The sequence below is a fragment of the Bradyrhizobium sp. CB82 genome (assembly GCF_029714405.1).
In the GTDB taxonomy this organism is placed as follows: domain Bacteria; phylum Pseudomonadota; class Alphaproteobacteria; order Rhizobiales; family Xanthobacteraceae; genus Bradyrhizobium.
The window spans coordinates 2718522-2735791 of record NZ_CP121650.1 but is presented as its reverse complement, the minus strand read 5'-3'; the positions used below and the strand labels follow the sequence as shown (position 1 = coordinate 2735791).

Annotated in this window: 14 protein-coding genes and 1 pseudogene; 7 read left to right on the top strand and 8 right to left on the bottom strand. The window is 62.5% G+C overall.

The genetic code is table 11. The features are described from left to right. The first annotated feature begins 6 nt into the window (after positions 1 to 6). The 4 genes and pseudogenes from QA640_RS13165 to QA640_RS13150 all read left to right on the top strand — a co-directional run. Entirely contained in the window at positions 7 to 2214 is a 2208-nt protein-coding gene (locus QA640_RS13165) for a xanthine dehydrogenase family protein molybdopterin-binding subunit (protein WP_283041059.1), read from the top strand. 709 nt (positions 2215 to 2923) lie between these two features. Then, positions 2924 to 3391 carry a YbhB/YbcL family Raf kinase inhibitor-like protein gene (locus tag QA640_RS13160; RefSeq protein ID WP_283041051.1) on the top strand — a complete coding sequence of 156 codons (468 nt, stop codon included), beginning with the start codon at positions 2924 to 2926 and terminating at the stop codon, positions 3389 to 3391. Positions 3392 to 4010: 619 nt separating this feature from the next. After that, positions 4011 to 4172 carry a DUF2934 domain-containing protein gene (locus tag QA640_RS13155; protein WP_283041050.1) on the top strand — a complete coding sequence of 54 codons (162 nt, stop codon included), beginning with the start codon at positions 4011 to 4013 and terminating at the stop codon, positions 4170 to 4172. Between the two features lie 19 nt (positions 4173 to 4191). Continuing rightward, positions 4192 to 4322: pseudogene (locus tag QA640_RS13150) on the top strand (SOS response-associated peptidase); the annotation flags it as partial. A 96-nt stretch (positions 4323 to 4418) separates the two neighbouring features. Here the strand turns inward: QA640_RS13150 and QA640_RS13145 are convergent. From QA640_RS13145 to urtA, 8 genes are all read right to left on the bottom strand, one after another. Beyond that, entirely contained in the window at positions 4419 to 4685 is a 267-nt protein-coding gene (locus tag QA640_RS13145) for a hypothetical protein (RefSeq protein ID WP_283041049.1), read from the bottom strand. Between the two features lie 450 nt (positions 4686 to 5135). Continuing rightward, entirely contained in the window at positions 5136 to 5483 is a 348-nt protein-coding gene (locus QA640_RS13140) for a zinc ribbon domain-containing protein (protein WP_283041047.1), read from the bottom strand. A 92-nt stretch (positions 5484 to 5575) separates the two neighbouring features. After that, complete coding sequence (fmdA, locus tag QA640_RS13135) at positions 5576 to 6805, bottom strand: formamidase (RefSeq protein WP_283041046.1); 1230 nt, start codon at positions 6803 to 6805, stop codon at positions 5576 to 5578. Positions 6806 to 6832: 27 nt separating this feature from the next. Further along, positions 6833 to 7522 (bottom strand): urea ABC transporter ATP-binding subunit UrtE, encoded by a 690-nt coding sequence (gene urtE, locus QA640_RS13130; RefSeq protein WP_283041045.1) that lies wholly within the window; start codon positions 7520 to 7522, stop codon positions 6833 to 6835. 12 nt (positions 7523 to 7534) lie between these two features. Beyond that, the gene (urtD, locus tag QA640_RS13125) at positions 7535 to 8290 is read right to left on the bottom strand and encodes an urea ABC transporter ATP-binding protein UrtD (RefSeq protein ID WP_283041044.1); all 756 of its coding nucleotides are present in this window, start codon (positions 8288 to 8290) and stop codon (positions 7535 to 7537) included. A 10-nt stretch (positions 8291 to 8300) separates the two neighbouring features. Next, the gene (gene urtC / locus QA640_RS13120; protein ID WP_283041043.1) at positions 8301 to 9443 is read right to left on the bottom strand and encodes an urea ABC transporter permease subunit UrtC; all 1143 of its coding nucleotides are present in this window, start codon (positions 9441 to 9443) and stop codon (positions 8301 to 8303) included. A gap of 17 nt (positions 9444 to 9460) precedes the next feature. After that, complete coding sequence (gene urtB, locus QA640_RS13115) at positions 9461 to 10387, bottom strand: urea ABC transporter permease subunit UrtB (protein WP_283041042.1); 927 nt, start codon at positions 10385 to 10387, stop codon at positions 9461 to 9463. A 119-nt stretch (positions 10388 to 10506) separates the two neighbouring features. Next, entirely contained in the window at positions 10507 to 11766 is a 1260-nt protein-coding gene (gene urtA, locus QA640_RS13110; RefSeq protein ID WP_283041041.1) for an urea ABC transporter substrate-binding protein, read from the bottom strand. A gap of 168 nt (positions 11767 to 11934) precedes the next feature. Here urtA and QA640_RS13105 point away from each other — a divergent pair, with 168 nt between their 5' ends. From QA640_RS13105 to QA640_RS13095, 3 genes are all read left to right on the top strand, one after another. Continuing rightward, positions 11935 to 15306, top strand: coding sequence for an ATP-binding protein (locus tag QA640_RS13105; RefSeq protein WP_283041040.1), 3372 nt, complete (start codon positions 11935 to 11937; stop codon positions 15304 to 15306). Continuing rightward, positions 15296 to 16222, top strand: coding sequence for a response regulator (locus QA640_RS13100; protein WP_283041039.1), 927 nt, complete (start codon positions 15296 to 15298; stop codon positions 16220 to 16222). The genes QA640_RS13105 and QA640_RS13100 overlap by 11 nt, the downstream gene beginning before the upstream one ends. A gap of 130 nt (positions 16223 to 16352) precedes the next feature. After that, positions 16353 to 17033 carry a triphosphoribosyl-dephospho-CoA synthase gene (locus QA640_RS13095; protein WP_283041038.1) on the top strand — a complete coding sequence of 227 codons (681 nt, stop codon included), beginning with the start codon at positions 16353 to 16355 and terminating at the stop codon, positions 17031 to 17033. The last annotated feature ends 237 nt before the right edge of the window (positions 17034 to 17270 follow it).

Here is a 17270-nt window from a genome sequence, read left to right as displayed (position 1 = left end):
GGACCGATGAACGCCTATGTCGGAACACCAACGTCTCGCGTCGATGGCCGGGCCAAGGTTACCGGGGCCGCCAAATATGCCGGCGAGTTCACGGCCGACCGCCTACTCCATGGCTTCGTCGTCGCGGCCACCATTCCGCGCGGGCGCATCGCCCGGCTCGACACCAGCGAAGCGCTGAAGGTGAAGGGCGTGCTCGACGTGCTCACCCATGCCCATCGCCCGCCGCTCGCCGACAAGGACGAGGCCTGGATGGACGAGGTGGCGCCGGACGAAGGATCGCCATTCCGTCCGCTCTACGACGACAATATCAAGTTCAACGGCCAGCCGATCGCGCTCGTCGTGGCGGAGGACTGGGAAACTGCGAAATTCGCCGCGACGCTGGTGCATGTCGACTATCAAGTGGAGCGGGCATTTGCGACCGATCTCGAAGCCGAACGCAGCAAGGCAACGGAAGTGAAGAAGCCCCACGAGCCGCGCGGTGACGCCGCAGCAGCGCTTGCCGGCGCGGCGGTACGGCACGAGGCGGACTACTTCATTCCGACCGAGCATCACAATCCGATGGAGCTCTATGCAACCACGGTCGTCTGGGACGGCAATGGCAGGCTCACGATCTATGACAAGACGCAAGGCGTCCAGAACGTTCACAAGTATCTCTGCAGCGTTTTCGGCAAGAAGCCGGACGACATCCGCGTGCTCTCGCCCTATGTCGGGGGTGCCTTCGGCTCCGGCCTACGGCCGCAATACCAGGTGGTGCTGGCAACGCTTGCCGCGCTGGCTCTGAAGCGCTCCGTTCGCGTCGTGCTAACGCGGCAGCAGATGTATGGGCTCGGTCACCGGCCGGCGACGATCGAGCGCGTCGGGCTCGGCGCCAGACCTGACGGCACGCTCGAGGCGGTCACACACGAGGCCACGGCCATCACCTCGCGCTATGAGGACTTTTCGCGCAACGACAGCGGCTGGGCCGAACAGCTCTACAAGAGCCCGAACAGCCGCTATTCGCACAAGCTCGTCCGCCTCGACGTCTCCACGCCCTGCGACATGCGCGCGCCCGGCGCAGCTTCGGGCGTCTGCGCGCTCGAATGCGCCATGGACGAGCTGGCAGTCGCGCTCAAGCTCGATCCGATCGAACTGCGGCTGAAGTGCTACTCCGATCGCGACCAGAGCGAAGACCTACCCTACACCAGCAAGCAGTTGCGCGAGTGCTACGCCCGCGGCGCGGAAGCCTTCGGCTGGAGCAGACGCACCCCTGCGCCGCGCTCAATGCGCGATGGCAAGGAGCTGATCGGCTGGGGCATGGCGACAGGCGTGTGGGAGGCGCTGCAGATGCCGGTCGCAGTCCGCATCGTGCTGACCGCCAACGGCCATGCCGAGGTTTCCTGCGCGGCGTCCGACATCGGCACCGGCACTTACACCATCGTGGCGCAGGTCGCGGCCGATGCACTCGGGCTGCCGATCGAGAACATTAGCGCGAAGCTTGCCGACTCGATCTTGCCACAAGCCCCCGTCGAGGGCGGTTCCTGGATGGCTGCATCGAGCGCACACGCAGTATTGGGAGCGGCCGAGGACATTCGCCAGGAGCTTGCGCGTCTTGCGAAGGCGATGCCTGCCTCGCCACTCCGCGACATCGATGCGCCCGATCTGATTCTTGTCGACGGCACGATCGCCAAGGCCGGCGACAAGGACCGTGCGGTCTCGATCGTGGATGTGATGCGCTACGGCAAGCTCGAGCGGATCGAAAAGCAGAAGCTCAATCAGTTCGCAGAGGACACGTCGCACGCGCGCAACACGCATTCGGCCACCTTCGCCGAGGTGAAGGTGGACGAGCAGCTCGGCGTCATCCGTGTCACGCGAGTCGTGAGCGCCGTTGCGGCCGGACGGATCCTGAACACCAAGACCGGCCGCAGCCAGATCATGGGCGGCGTGGTCTGGGGAATCGGGATGGCCCTGCACGAGGAGACGGTGATGGACCACCGCTTCGGCCGGATCATGAACGCGAATATCGCCGAGTACCACATCCCCGTGAATGCCGATATTCACGACATCGACGTGATCTTCGTCGACGAACGCGACGACCGCATTAACAGGCTGGGCGTCAAGGGCCTCGGCGAAATCGGCATCGTCGGCGTCCCCGCGGCTATCGCGAACGCCGTCTATCACGCCACCGGCAAACGCATCCGCCGCTTTCCTATCAAGCTGGACAAGCTTCTTGCCTGACGCGTCCGACGGTATTCCTGACGGATAACCGGCGGCTCGCCGGCACGAGGCCAGCCGCTCTCATCCAACTCGTTGCGATCGGCGCCACCTCGCAGGTCGTCAGCGCCTTTGCACTCTATGCCGAACTCTACAGAACATCGCGTTACGAAAGGACGCTCCGTCAGAAAGGGGGTAACGATCTTCTTGTTTCACTCGAACTGACCGCGCGCAATTGGGTTTTAAAGTTCAAGCTGGGGCGAGCGTGATGGCAGGCGCGCCTCTGATAGAACTCGGACCTGCCGTGCTTAGCCTCACCCAGCAGAACGATATCGGAAAAGCGCCCAAAAAAACGCCCCGAACTTGTCGCGCTCCGGCGGGGCAAGTGTTCGCCGGCAATGCGCAACCCCGCCATGAGCTCGCGATTGACCTCGTCGCGGGCGCGGCTTCGCGTAAGACGGCGATGGGGAGGGTTTCCCTCCATGGAGTGGCGGCGGCCTCTGATGTCGATGTGGATCGCCGGCCGCAGGCGAAGCCGACCGAAAGCCGCTCAGTCCAGCAAGAAACTCGTGCCGCGATGGACAGTTCCCAACGATCCATAGAAACCTTTGCCTAGACCTGTTGTTGGACCGACAAGACAAGCTGCTTGGGGAGTGCCCTGCAAGGCATCTCGGAGGCGACCGACAAGGAGCGCCGCCACAGCACAGCAGCTAGGAGCCGGCCGGAGGCTAGAATGCCATTCAGCTTGACAAGCCCTGCGTTCCGCGACGGCGAGCGCATACCTATCAGATACACCGCAGACGGCGAGAACTTCTCACCGCCGCTGCAATGGTCGGATCCGCCACCGGGCACCAAGAGTTTTGCGCTCGTGGTCGAGGATCCGGATGCTCCATCGGGCACATTCCGTCATTGGGGACTCTACAACATCATGGGCGGACGTACCCTCCTGCCGGAAGGCTTCGGCAGTGGCAAGGCCAAATCAGAGGACATGGGCAAGGGTGTCAACGACTTCGGCGAGCCGAACTACCATGGGCCGGCGCCACCCAAGGGCCACGGCACGCATCACTACCATTTCAAGCTCGCGGCGCTCGACATCGACGTGCTTTCGCAAGCACCAAGGCTTGCCGTGGCCGATGTCTGGAAGGCGGCCGAGAAACATATGCTTGGACAGGCGGAACTCGTCGGCACCTACAGCCGGTGAACTGTCAGATTGTGTCTGCTCGGCACCGATCGAACATCTCTGGTCGCAGGCTGTGGAGTACGGCCGGCGATCGAAGCGGATTGCCAGACAATGGGAAAAAGCAATGACAGTGAAGACAGCGTTTCGAAAATTGTTCCTCGGCCGTCATCGAACGTCAGTTACCGGCGGCATGATCGCTTGGATTGAGCATCTTTGGATTGCTCGCTTGCATCTGGGTCCGCGAGGTTGATCCGGCATTTTTGCGGATTTTCTTCATCATGCTCGCCTCCTTGGCTTTGGTCGAAAACACGCCATTGCGAAAGAGGTTGCTACTAAGTAGCGCTAAAGAGCGAAGCCGTCGTGATGCCCGTGATCCCGATGACCGACAAGGAGCGATGTCTGGATGCGCGCGCCGTGGGATGAAGCGATGGCGCTGCGACGGCCGTTGCCGGATGATGTGCCCAAGATCGTGATGCGCGGGACCGAGAAGGAAGATGGGGCAGCGGCCCGGCTGAAAACGAGGAACAACTCTCCTAAGCCCGAATTGGCTCTCTGGGCCACAAGTTAAGGTCGGCGCGAGGTCCCCACCCCTTTGTGCCTCCTGCCCAAGGCGGGGACCTGCGCTCTGGGAGAATTCATCATGGCTCACCCAACAGAAGAGCAGATACGAAAACGCGCGTTCGAACTGTGGGAGCAGGCGGGCAAACCCGAAGGACGCGAAGACGAGTTCTGGCAACAAGCGCAGGGGGAATTGCAGAGCGCAGAAGAGAGTGGTGATTCAAACAAAGGTGCCGACATTTGACGCCACCGGCGCCGGGGCCGAGATGACGCTGATGCGCTTGGGGCATGCCACCGCCGCCGCGCACTGTCTGGCCCGCCGGTCACCAACATCCGCAACACCTCATCGCAATCGCCGCACTGGCGCGGTTGGCTGAAGCCTCAGAACCGCTGCTCCAACTAGATGGTCTGCAAACAGAAAAATCGCGCCGACAGGCATGGGCGCGACTTTCTCGAATTCGTCAAATTCGATTAGGAATGACGCCGTCGATTACTTCTCTTTGATAACGGTCGTGCTGCCGCTGCTACCAACTGTGCCTTCCTCGCAGACTTTGGTCTGCTTGATGCGGTCTTCGGCTTCCACGCGGGTCTTGAACGCCATCGGACCGATCTGCGTCACGACTTCCTTGTCCGCAGGGCGTGTGGTGGTAATCGTGCATTGACGGCTCGGACCTTGGACGACGTAGTACTCATCGGCTAGTGCTGGTGCCGCGCATCCGATGATTAATGCGCCAGCAAGAAGAAGTGGTGCTTTCATTGTCGCCTCTCCATCAAGTAACTGCCGAATAAAGGACGATCGCGATCAAGAGAAACGCACACGACCGCTCATCCTTCAATCCTCTCGGCGGTTCTGTAACTCGTCCGACAGTTCGGAGTTCCCCGAGTTCCTGGGACGAGGCGAGGCGTTGCAGCGGTCGTTGTTTCCAGGCTCAGCCTATTTCGCAATAGCAACGTTTCTGCGACAGGTTTATTGTTGCCCCCATCACCGGCCAGGGCTATGCCCGTAGGCGTCGGTGGCTGAGAGACCCTTTGCGCTCCCGCCTCACAAGAGCGGCGTCTTCCCCCCACGTCGTAGTTTGACCGAATTCCGGAGCAACCGACACTTGGTGGCCGAGGGAAAGTGGCGCCCAGCAGCGGTTGGGAATGTGAGGTCTGGTATCGCGAAGACTCCAGGACCCGCGTTTCGCCAAATCGCAGGGTCGGTCCCCTAGTGGCTAATCATCCACGGCCGCGCGGTGGGGAAGCCCTTGGCGCCGCTCTTGGTCTTGGTCATCAGCCGCGCCTGCTTTGTCTTGCCGGTCGCGCAGCAGCCGCAGCCGGGACCATGCGAGGCCTTGTATTGCGCCAGCGTCTGCGGCGCGTGGGAGCTGCGCTCGTTGACCGCATGGGCCTTTCGCGTTTCCGACGGAATGCAGAAGAAGTTCGGCGCAGTCAAGATCACTCGGGGCGCCATCGCTTCGCAATGCGGACAGGCTTGAGGATCGTCACATTCCGACATCGGACGGAGATCCTTGAAGGGACCGCAGTCGTCACAAAGATATTCATAGACCGGCATCGCATCTTCCCCTGCGCTTTAGCCTGTTCGACACACCCGCGGCGGACGCGGGGCGGCAAGAGGCACCGTCCCGCATCCTTCTCGCGCAGGGATTACTTGTCCGGCGATATCGGCATCTGGATATCGCCGGTGATGTGCTTGATGGGGCCAGCCGCCGACGGGATGACGTCGAAATCGAAGATCTCTGTCGGCAGCCACAGCGTGGCGCAAGCGTTCGGCACGTCGACGACGCCGGAGATGTGGCCCTGGCACGGCGCGGTGCCGAGGATCGAATAGGCCTGGGCGCCGGAGTAGCCGAACTTCTTGAGGTACTCGATCGCGTTCAAACACGCCTGGCGATAGGCGATGTGAACATCGAGATAGTGCTGCTTGCCGGCCTCATCCACCGAGATACCCTCGAAGATCAGGTAATCCTTGTAGTTCGGTGTGATCGGCGACGGCTTGAAGATCGGGTTCTTGATGCCGTACTTCGCCACTCCGTCCTTGATCACGTCGACCTTCAGATGCAGCCAGCCGGCCATCTCGATCGCGCCGCAGAAGGTGATCTCGCCGTCGCCCTGGCTAAAGTGCAGGTCGCCCATCGAGAGACCGCCGCCCGGCACATAGACCGGGAAGTAGATCTTCGAGCCGCGGGAGAGGTCCTTGATATCGCAATTGCCGCCGTGCTCACGCGGCGGGACAGTGCGCGCACCTTCGGCGCCGATCTTGGCCTTCACGTCCCCCTTGGCGCGACCGCCATGAGCGGTCGGCGCGAACGGCGGATTGGCGAGACCGGGCACGCGCGTCGGATTGGTCGAGATCAGCTCGGCCTCGCGCTTGTTCCACATGTCCAGCATCTTCGGATCAGGCAGACAGCCGATCAGGCCAGGATGGATCAGGCCGGCGAAGCTCACGCCGGGGACATGACGCGACGAGGTGTAGAGGCCCTTGATGTCCCAGATCGACTTTTGCGCCAACGGGAAATGATCGGTCAGGAAGCCGCCGCCATTCTGTTTGGAGAAGAAGCCGTTGAAGCCCCAGAGGCTCTGCTTCAGCGGGCCAACATCAAGGAGATCGACGACCAGCAGATCGCCGGGCTCGGCCCCCTTGACGCCGATCGGGCCAGACAGGAAGTGCACGATCGAGAGATCGATGTCGCGCACGTCGTCGGCGGAATCGTTGTTCTTGATAAAGCCGCCGGTCCAGTCATAGGTCTCGATGATGAAGTCGTCGCCGGGGTTCACCCAGGCCACGATCGGAACATCCGGGTGCCAGCGGTTGTGCACCATGTCGTTTTCATAAGCCGATTTGGTGAGATCGACCTTGATCAGTGTCTCTGGCATCGAGATGCTCCCCTTTTACACGGTTGGTTAGACGGACAGATATTTCGAGACCTGCGCGGCATCGACGCTGTCGCGCGGATCGTCGCGGACGATCTCGCCATTCTCGATGACCAGCACGCGGTCGGCGATATCGAGCGCAAAACTCAGGACCTGCTCGGACACGACAATCGAGAGCCCGCGCTCGTCCCGAATGCGCTTCAGGGTGCGCGCCATGTCCTTGATGATGGACGGCTGGATGCCCTCGGTCGGCTCATCCAGCAGCAGCACCTTCGGCTTGGTGGCGAGCGCACGCGCGATCGCAAGCTGCTGCTGCTGGCCGCCAGAGAGATTGCCGCCGCGGCGGCCCTTCATCTCCAGGAGCACCGGGAAGAGCTCGTAGATACTGGCGGGCACATCCGAGTCGCCCGCGACCACGAGTCCCGTTTCGATATTCTCCTTCACCGTCATGGTGGAGAAGATCATTCGGCCCTGCGGCACGTATGCGAGGCCCTTGGCCACCCTCTCGTAGCTTTTCAGTCCGCCGAGCTCGGCGCCATCCATCGTCACCGAGCCGCTTCTAGCGGGCAGGATACCCATCAGCGACTTCATTAACGTAGTCTTGCCCATGCCGTTGCGGCCCATGATCGCGACGATCTCATTCGGCGCGACCTTGACATTGAGCCCGTGCAGTACCTCGCTCTGGCCGTAGGCAACGTGAAGATCAGAAATGGCAAGCATCGATGTACCTCCTCAGTGGCCCAGATAGACTTCGATCACCTTGGGGTCGTTCTTGACCTTCTCCATGGTGCCCTCGGAGAGGATCTGGCCCTGGTGCAGCACAGTCACTTTGTGCGCGATGTCTTCGACGAACTTCATGTCGTGCTCGATCACCAGCACCGACCGGTCCTTGATGATTCGATTGAGGAGCTCGGCGGTCTTGACGCGCTCGGACACGCTCATACCGGCCACAGGCTCGTCCAGCATCAGGAGATCCGGGTCCTGGATCAGCAACATGCCGATCTCGAGCCATTGCTTCTGGCCGTGGCTGAGCTCATCGGCATAGGTGTCGAGCTTGTCCTTCAGGAAGATCATCTCGGCGATCTCCTCGACGCGCGCCTTGACCTCTGCATCGCGCTGGAATGCCAGCGAGCCGAACACTGTGCGGCCGCGCGGAAAGGAGATCTCGAGGTTCTCGAAAACGGTGAGATCCTCGAATACCGACGGCGTCTGGAACTTGCGCCCGACGCCGGTCTGCACGATCTCGTTCTCCTTCAGCTTCGTGAGCTCCTTGCCGCGAAACTGGATCGAGCCGGACGTCGCCTTGGTCTTGCCGCAGATCAGGTCGAGCACCGTCGTCTTGCCGGCACCATTGGGGCCGATGATGACGCGAATCTCGTTCTCCTCGACATAGAAGGAGAGGTCGTTGACCGCCTTGAAGCCGTCAAAAGAGACGGTGAGGCCGCTTACCGCGAGCAGAAAGTCCTTGGGCTGATGTCCGATGAGCATGACGATCTCCTCACTCTGCGGGGGCGCCGTCGGCGACGGAGGCGTCGTCCCACGCGGCCTTGGACTTGCGCGATCCGATCAGACGATCGATGCGCGGCTGGACGTGATCGGCCCAGATGCCGGCGAGCCCACTCGGGAAGGCGAGCACGACCGCGATGAACAGGGCGCCGAGACCGAACAGCCAGAGCTGCGGGAAGGACTCCGACAACATGGTCTTGGCGAAATTGACCAGCAGCGATCCATAGACCGCGCCGAAGATCGACATGCGCCCGCCGACAGCGGTGTAGATCACCATCTCGATGGAGGGCACGATGCCGACGAAGGACGGTGACATGAATCCGACCTCGAGGGTGAACATCGCGCCGCCGATGGCGGCGAAGATCGCGGCGCCGCAGAAGGCGAAGATCTTGAAATTGGCGACGCTGTAGCCCGAGAACCGCACGCGGTCTTCCTGTTCGCGCATCGCCACCAGGATTCGGCCGAGCTTGGTCAACCGGATGAACTGCGCCGCGACGATGCAGCCAAACAGCAGGACCACCTCGACGAAATACAGGATGAACTTGGCGTGGTCGGTGCGGATGTCCCAGCCGAGCAGCGTGCGCAGGTCGGTGATGCCGTTGACGCCTCCGGTGTAACCCTGTTGACCGATGATCAGGATGCCGAGGATGGCCGCGATCGCCTGGGTGATGATGGCGAAATAGACGCCGCCGACGCGGCGCTTGAACATCGCCGCGCCGATGATGAGGGCAAAGATGCCCGGCACGAGGATAATCGCCGCGAGCGCAAACGGAAGACTGTGGAACGGCTTCCAGAAGAACGGCAGCGCGGTGAGCTGGTTCCAGTCCATGAAATCGGGAATGCCGGGCGTCGACTGGATCTTGGTGTTCTCGACGCTCGATGCCTCAAGCTTGAGGAACATCGCCATGCAGTAGCCGCCGAGGCCGAAGAACACGCCCTGCCCGAGGCTCAAAATGCCGCCATAGCCCCAGCACAGCACGAGGCCGATGCCGACAAAGGCGTAGGTGAGATATTTCGCGACCAGGTTCAGGCGGAATACGTCGAGCGTCAGCGGCAGGATGACGAAGAGCAGGAGCGCGAGCGTCACGAAGCCGATCAGTTCGGAGCGGTTGAAGAAGCGCGAGTTGATGATCATGACCGTGCTTTCTGTTCCTAGCGGCGGACCTTGAGGGCGAACAGACCCTGCGGCCGCATCATCAGGATGGCGACGATGCCGAGCAGCGTGATCACCTTGGCCATTGAACCCGACATGAAGAACTCGAGCGTCGAGTCGGTCTGCGAGATCGTGAAGGCCGAGGCGATGGTGCCGACCAGCGAGGCGGCGCCGCCGAACACGACGACCAGGAACGTATCGACGATGTAGAGCTGTCCCGCAGTCGGCCCGGTCGAGCCGATCATGGTGAAGGCGCTTCCCGCGACACCGGCGATGCCGCAACCGAGGCCGAAGGTCAGGCGGTCGACGCGCTCGGTGTTGATGCCGACGGCGCCAGCCATGACGCGATTCTGCACCACCGCGCGCACCTGCTTGCCCCAGCTCGACCAGAACAGCACGTAGGACACGGCGATGGTGATCAGGATGGTCAGGCCCATCACGAACATGCCGTTGATGGGTATCTGGATGGAATCCGTCGCCTGCCAGGATCCCATCATCCATTCCGGCAGCTCGACGCCGACCTCGCGCGCGCCGAACACCGAGCGATAGGCCTGCTGCAGGATCAGGCTCAGGCCCCAGGTCGCGAGCAGCGTGTCCAGCGGGCGCTTGTAGAGGTGCCGGATCATTGCCCATTCCACCAGCATGCCGAGCGCGCCGGAGGCGATGAAGGCCAATGTCATGGCGATGAAGAAATAGCCGGGGAACAGCCAGGGCGCGACGTGCTGGACGGTGTTCGACGTCATCCAGGTGACGTAGGCACCGAGGATCATGAACTCGCCATGCGCCATGTTGATGACGCCCATCTGGCCGAAGATGATGGCGAGCCCGAGCGCCATCAGGACGTAGACGGAGAACAGGATCAATCCGGCGAAGCCCTGCATCGCGAAGATTGCGCCTAGATCACTGATCGAATAGTCACCGAACATCAACAGTCCTCCGGAATTCCAAATCGGGGCTGCGCGCCGCGCGGGAATAGAGAGCGTGGGCCAAAGAGGTCCACGCCGTTTGTCGGAGAATGAGGGAGCGCCTCAGGACGAGGCCGGTCTCACTGATAGCCCTTGGGGAACGGATCGGGCTCGACTAGATCGGCGGTCTCGTAGACCAGCTCGTACTGGCCGTCGGCCTTGGCCTTGCCGACGCGCGTTTTCGACCAGAGGTGATGGTTCTCGTGGATGCGCACGTAACCTTCCGGCGCGCCCTTGAACTCGACGCCGGGCGAAGCGGCTGCGACCTTGTCGATATCGAAGCTTCCAGCCTTCTCGACCGTCAGCTTCCACAGCCACGGGCCGAGATAGGCAGCCTGCGTCACGTCGCCGATCACGGTCTTCTCGCCCCACATCTTCTTGAACGCGGAGACGAAGGCCTTGTTGTTCTCATTGTCGAGCGACTGGAAGTACTTCATGCAGGCAAACGCGCCCGCAATGTTCTCACCGCCGATACCGTCGATCTCGTCCTCGGTCACCGAAATCGTGAGCAGCGTCTGCTTGGACAGATCGATGCCGGCCGCCTTGAGCTGTTTGTAGAAGGCCACGTTGGAGCCGCCGACGATGATCGCGTAGATCACGTCCGGCTTGGTCAGCTTGATCTTGTTGATCACCGAGTTGAACTGGGTATGGCCGAGCGGGAAGTATTCCTCGCCGACGACCTTGGCGCCCTGCAAGTGGCCCTCGATGTGCTTGCGCGCGATCTTGTTCGAGGTGCGCGGCCAGATGTAGTCGGAGCCGAGCAGGTAGAAGGTCTTCGCGCCCTTGGTCTTGTTGACCCAGTCGAGGCCCGCGATGATCTGCTGGGTCGCTTCCTGGCCGGTGTAGATCACGTTCTTGGATTGCTCGAGACCTTCATAGAAGGTCGGGTAATACAACATGCCGTTGTACTGCTCGAAGACCGGTAGCACGGCCTTGCGCGAGGCCGAGGTCCAGCAGCCCATCACGGCCGCACATTTGTCGTTGACCAGCAGCTTCTTCGCCTTTTCCGCGAAGGTCGGCCAGTCGCTCGCGCCGTCTTCCTGGATGAACTTGATCTTGCGGCCGAGCACGCCGCCCGAGGCATTGATCTGCTCGATGGCGAGCTTTTCGGCTTCCACCGAGCCGGTTTCCGAGATCGCCATGGTGCCGGTCACGGAGTGGAGGATGCCGACAGTCACCTCGGTATCCGTCACCGCGAGGCCCGTGGTGTTCACAACGGAGGTCGGAACGTCCGCCAGCGACGGGCGCGGCAGCATCGTGACGGCCGGCAAGGCCGCCATTCCCATCAACAATTTGCGCCGGAGCGGCGAAATCAGGCCCTTGTTTGCTTCGTCTGACATGAGCACCCCATTTTTGTTCGAGGACACGCGATTGGTCCGGTGAGGATGGCTCGGATTTGTGCACCGCAAGCATACGCAAGATCGCGTATACTGCACCGCAAAATAACGACGTAGGCTTTTGGTACGGGATTTGCGAGGGCTGCGGCCAGCAATCGGGAGTAGGGCTAAGTGGCAGGGCGGCAGCGGATAGACCGTGTCAGGCGCCAATACAATCAGTGGGTCGCCAACCAGACACTGGAAGACTATGCGCTGCGCTTCACCGCAAAGGGCGCGCGCCGCTGGTCCGCCGCCCGGGTCGCCAATACCGCGATCGGCGCAATCTCGTTCCTCGCGCTGGAGGCGATCGGCGGCACCATCACGCTCAACTACGGCGTGACCAACGCCACCGCTGCCATCCTGGTGGCGAGCACGATCATCTTCTGTTGCGGCGTGCCGATTGCCTATTACGCGGCCAAGTGTGGCATCGATATCGACCTGCTCACCCGCGGTGCGGGCTTCGGCTATATCGGCTCGACAGTGACGTCGCTGATCTACGCCGCCTTCACCTTCATCTTCTTTGCGATCGAGGCTGTGATCCTGGCGACTGCGCTCGAGATGTGCTTCGGCATTCCGCGGCCGATCGGCTATCTCATCAGTGCGGTGGCGATCATTCCCCTCGTCACCTATGGCATCACGCTGATCAGCCGCTTCCAGCTCTGGACGCAGCCGCTGTGGATCGTTCTCCATGTTCTGCCCTTTGCGGCGATCGCCTATGCCGATCCGCACTCCTTCACCGAATGGCGCAATTTTGCCGGCGAGCACGGGGATCCATCGGGCAAGCTCGATCTGCTGTTGTTCGGGACGGCAGCCTCTGTGGTGTTTGCGCTGGTGGCGCAGATCGGAGAACAGGTCGACTTCCTGCGCTTCCTGCCGCGCGACCGACGCAGCTCCAAGACCTCGTGGTGGATCGCGCTCATGAGCGCTGGGCCAGGCTGGATCGTGCTCGGCGCGCTGAAACTGCTGGCCGGCTCGTTCCTCGCGTTCTTCGCGCTCAGCCACGGAGTCTCGCCCGAAGACGCCGCCGAGCCGACGCACATGTACCTCGAGGCCTTCCGCTACGTGCTGGCGCGTCCCGACCTCGCGCTCGCTCTGAGCGGCACATTCGTGATCCTGTCACAGCTCAAGATCAACGTGACCAACGCCTATGCCGGCTCGATTGCCTGGTCGAACTTCTTCTCGCGTCTGACCCACAGCCACCCCGGCCGCGTCGTCTGGCTGGTCTTCAACGTGATGGTGGCGCTGCTGCTGATGGAGATCGGTGTCTACAAGGCGCTCGAGCAGACACTCGGCCTCTATTCCAACATTGCGATCTCCTGGGTCGGCGCGCTCGTCGCCGATCTAGTCATCAACAAGCCGCTCGGATTGCGTCCACCGCAGATGGAGTTCAAGCGTGCCCATCTCTACGACGTCAATCCGGTCGGCGTGGGCTCGATGACGATCGCGACCATCGCCTCGATCATGGCGTTCTATGGCGTGTTCGGGCCGACGGCCAAGGCGCTGGCACCCTTCGTCGCGCTCGCCACGGCCTTCATCACGGCCCCGATCATCGCCTGGTCGACCGACGGCAAGTTCTACATTGCGCGGAAGCCAAAGAAGAGCTGGGCCAATATCGAGCAGATCCAGTGCTGTATCTGCGAGCACAGTTTCGAACCGGAGGACATCACCTCCTGCCCCGCCTATGCCGGGCCGATCTGCTCGTTGTGCTGCTCGCTCGATGCGCGCTGCCACGATCTCTGCAAGCCTCATGCGCGGGCACAGGCGCAATTTTCCGAGATGCTCGGCAAGGTATTGCCTGAGCCTATCTATCAACGGATCAACTCTCAGCTCGGCCACTATCTCGGTGTGTTCGCGATTTCCGCCGGGCTCGTCGCGCTGGTGTTGGGACTGATCTACCTACAGAGTTCGGCAAGCGGGAATGCGAACAGCACGCTTGTCTCTGATGTGCTGTGGAAAGTGTTCTTTGCGCTGAGCATCATAATCGGCGTGGTCGCCTGGCTGTTCGTGCTGGCGCAGCAGAGCCGTCGTGCCGCCGAAGCGGAGACGCGGCGGCAGACCACGCTGCTGATCCAGGAGATCGATGCGCACAAGCGCACCGACGCCGAATTGCAGCGCGCCAAGGAAGTCGCAGAGTCCGCCAATCTCGCCAAGAGCCGCTACGTCGTAGGCTTGAGCCACGAGCTGCGCTCGCCGCTGAACGCGATCAGCGGGTACGCCCAGCTCCTGGAGCAGGATACGTCGCTCCAGACCCGGCCGCGCGAGCAGGTCCGTGTCGTCCGCCGCAGCGCCGATCACCTCTCCGGCCTGATCGACGGCATTCTGGATATCTCAAAGATCGAGGCCGGACGGCTTTATTTGTCCCGCGACGAGGTCCGGCTGAGCGAGTTCCTGGATCAGCTCGTGGGCATGTTCCGCCTCCAGGCGGCCGCCAAGGGCATCGAGTTCGTGTTCAAGCGGCCGGCGGCGCTGCCGGTCGTGGTTTATGCCGACGAGAAACGGCTGCGCCAGGTCCTGATCAACCTCCTGTCCAACGCTATTAAGTTCACTCAGGCCGGCAGCGTGCATTTCGTAGTGCACTACCGCAACCCCGTCGCAGAATTCGAGGTAACGGATACCGGCCCCGGAATTCAGGGCGGCGATCTCGAGCGCATCTTCGCGCCTTTCGAGCGGGGTGCGCTCGGCGTTTCGCAACCACAGAGCGGCACGGGGCTCGGTCTCACCATCAGCCGGCTCCTCGCCGGCGTGATGGGCGGCGATATCAAGGTGAGCAGCACCGTGGGCGTTGGCTCGACATTCAAGGTCAAACTCCTCCTGTCGGAAGTGAGCAATCCGCGGCGCATCGCACCGGTGGAAGCACCGGTCTGCGGCTATCTCGGTCCGCGCAAGACGATCCTCGTCACCGACGACGATCCCGTGCATCGCGACCTCTTGCGCGAGGTGCTCGCTCCCCTCGGATTCATCCTGCTCAGCGCGACGGACGGCCCGGGCTGCCTCGCGCTGGCACAGCATTGCCGGCCGGATCTATTCCTGCTCGACATCTCCATGCCCGGCATGGACGGCTGGACCGTGGCCGAGACGCTGCGCGCCGGCGGGCACAATCAGGCGCGTATTCTGATGGTATCGGCGAGCGCACTGGAGGCGCATGGAGCACCGCTGGCGCAGCCCTTCCATGACGGCTATCTGATGAAACCGATCGACATTCCGAGATTTCTCGAGACGATCCACCAGCTCCTGAAGATCGATTGGCTGTACGAGCGGGACGAGATCACCCTGCCGGACCGCCTGCCGTACAGCGGCTCCCGCCCCTCGGTGCAACATATCGAAGAGCTGATCGGGCTCGGGCAGATCGGCTATGTGAAAGGCATCCGGTTGAAGCTCGACGAAATCGGCAGCACGCATCCCGAGCATGCTGATTTCGTCGCCGAGATGCGAACACTAGTCGAGCGGTTCGATCTCGATCAGTACATGTCGACATTGAAGACTCTGCACTCACATGAGCATTGAGCCGAAAAAGCGCGACGTCGCGCTGGTCGTCGACGACTCCCCCGAGACATTGCGGCTGCTCACCGACGCGCTCGACGGCGCGGGCATGACCGTCATGGTCGCCCTCGACGGCGCCGCGGCCATGCGCATCGTAGACCAGATCACGCCGGACATCGTGCTGCTCGACGCCGTGATGCCAGGCATGGACGGATTCGAGACCTGCCGGCGGCTCAAGAGTGACGCAGGCCTTGCCAACGTGCCCGTGATCTTCATGACGGGCTTGGCCGAAACCGAGCACATCGTACGCGGCCTGGAGGCCGGGGGCGTCGACTACGTGGCCAAGCCGATCGTGATCGAAGAGATGCTGGCGCGCATCCGCGTCCATCTCAGCAATGCGCGCCTCACGCAGAGCGCACGCGCGGCTCTCGACGTCTCCGGGCGCTTTCTGTTCGCCGTCAACCGGGAGGGTAAGGTGCTGTGGGCAACGCCACAGGCGCATAGGCTGCTATCCGACCATTACAGCGCACAAGGACGAGAGGACGCGGACTTGCCGACGTCGCTGCTGCAATGGCTGGAACAGGTCCGGAGAAGCAAGGGAAACTCGAAATCGCAAGCCGCCGCGCTGCCGGGCAATCCGCAGCTTCGGATCTACTACATGGGCGAGCTCGCACCCAACGAGTTCCTGCTACGCCTATCCAAGGAGGCCGGCACCAGCCTGCCTCCCGAATTCAGCAGCGAGCTCGGCCTGACCAGTCGCGAAGGCGAGGTGCTGGCCTGGCTTTCCAAGGGCAAGACCAACCGCGACATCGCTCAAATTCTGGGATTGAGCCCGCGCACGGTGGACAAGCATCTGGAGCAGATCTACGCCAAGCTCGGCGTCGAAAACCGCACTGCAGCCGCTGCCGTTGCGGTCAATGCAACGCGACGAAGCTCGTAAACTATAACGATCGAACGCTTCAAGCTGCCGGACGTCGGTTTTGCGCCATAAGCTGCCTGCCAGGCCGAGCGCCCCAGAGGGCGTGTTCGGACAACACCGCGGCTTCAGTTCGCAGGCGTCGCAGTCATGCTTGCTGGCCGCCGCGACCCTGATGCCGTTCTTCGGCGAGCTCGCCGCCGCGGGCGCTGAGGGCGCGGGCATGAACCGGCTGCGCGCTATCGGCGTTGCCGCCGAGCGCGCGATGCTGGCCGCAACACATGGGGTCAACACACATCGCGGCGCGATCTTCGGGCTGGGTCTGCTTTGCGCTGCGGCCGGGCATCGGAACGCCGTCGGCATTCGCAAATCGCTCGGCCGGCTGGTTTCGGAGCGTTGGGGCGACGACATCCTGTCGGGCCCGGTCTCGCTGCGCAGCCATGGCGCCGTCGCATCGCGGCGCTACGGCGCCGGCGGGCTAGGGCGGAAGCTGCCGACGGCTTTCCGTCGGTCTATGACATCGCCCTGCCCGGGCTGCGTGCGGCGCGCAAGCTCGCGCCCCATGACGAGGACGCCGTTCGTTAAGACCTGCATGCGGCTGATCGCCGAGGTCACCAACACCAATCTCCTGCATCGGGGCGGAGTGGAAGGACTGCGCTTCGCCCAGGCGAGTGCCGCCAGCTTCCTTGCCGCCGGCGGCATCGGATCGCCGGATTGGCACCCACGCGCGCGCAACATTCACCAGGCGTTCGTGTCCCGGAATCTCGGCCCCGGCGGCTCCGTGGACCTACTCGCGATGGCGCTGTTCGTCGATCGGCTGGAGGTCAGATGCTGACCCTGCTCTGCGGCGGACAAGGTACGCTTTCGGACACGATCTTTGATCTTGTTGCGGACCAGCCCGCTGCCGAGCCGGTCTTCGCCGCCGCGGCAGCTTTTCTCGGCGCGGACCCGCGGGAGTTCATCGGGACGCGGACCGCGGATGAACTCTTCGCCAATAAGTCCAGCCGGATCCTGACCGTCACATCGGCGCTCATGCGCTGGCCGAGACGATGCAAGCCTTTCGATCCTCCAC

Excerpts from the sequence above, each read along its gene's own strand:
- urtC (WP_283041043.1), bottom strand. The coding sequence starts at position 9,443 with ATGATCATCAACTCGCGCTTCTTCAACCGCTCCGAACTGATCGGCTTC.
- fmdA (WP_283041046.1), bottom strand. The coding sequence starts at position 6,805 with ATGCCAGAGACACTGATCAAGGTCGATCTCACCAAATCGGCTTATGAA.
- urtB (WP_283041042.1), bottom strand. The coding sequence starts at position 10,387 with ATGTTCGGTGACTATTCGATCAGTGATCTAGGCGCAATCTTCGCGATG.
- QA640_RS13100 (WP_283041039.1), top strand. The coding sequence starts at position 15,296 with ATGAGCATTGAGCCGAAAAAGCGCGACGTCGCGCTGGTCGTCGACGAC.
- QA640_RS13140 (WP_283041047.1), bottom strand. The coding sequence starts at position 5,483 with ATGCCGGTCTATGAATATCTTTGTGACGACTGCGGTCCCTTCAAGGAT.
- urtE (WP_283041045.1), bottom strand. The coding sequence starts at position 7,522 with ATGCTTGCCATTTCTGATCTTCACGTTGCCTACGGCCAGAGCGAGGTA.
- urtD (WP_283041044.1), bottom strand. The coding sequence starts at position 8,290 with ATGCTCATCGGACATCAGCCCAAGGACTTTCTGCTCGCGGTAAGCGGC.
- QA640_RS13160 (WP_283041051.1), top strand. The coding sequence starts at position 2,924 with ATGCCATTCAGCTTGACAAGCCCTGCGTTCCGCGACGGCGAGCGCATA.
- QA640_RS13155 (WP_283041050.1), top strand. The coding sequence starts at position 4,011 with ATGGCTCACCCAACAGAAGAGCAGATACGAAAACGCGCGTTCGAACTG.
- QA640_RS13165 (WP_283041059.1), top strand. The coding sequence starts at position 7 with ATGAACGCCTATGTCGGAACACCAACGTCTCGCGTCGATGGCCGGGCC.
- urtA (WP_283041041.1), bottom strand. The coding sequence starts at position 11,766 with ATGTCAGACGAAGCAAACAAGGGCCTGATTTCGCCGCTCCGGCGCAAA.
- QA640_RS13145 (WP_283041049.1), bottom strand. The coding sequence starts at position 4,685 with ATGAAAGCACCACTTCTTCTTGCTGGCGCATTAATCATCGGATGCGCG.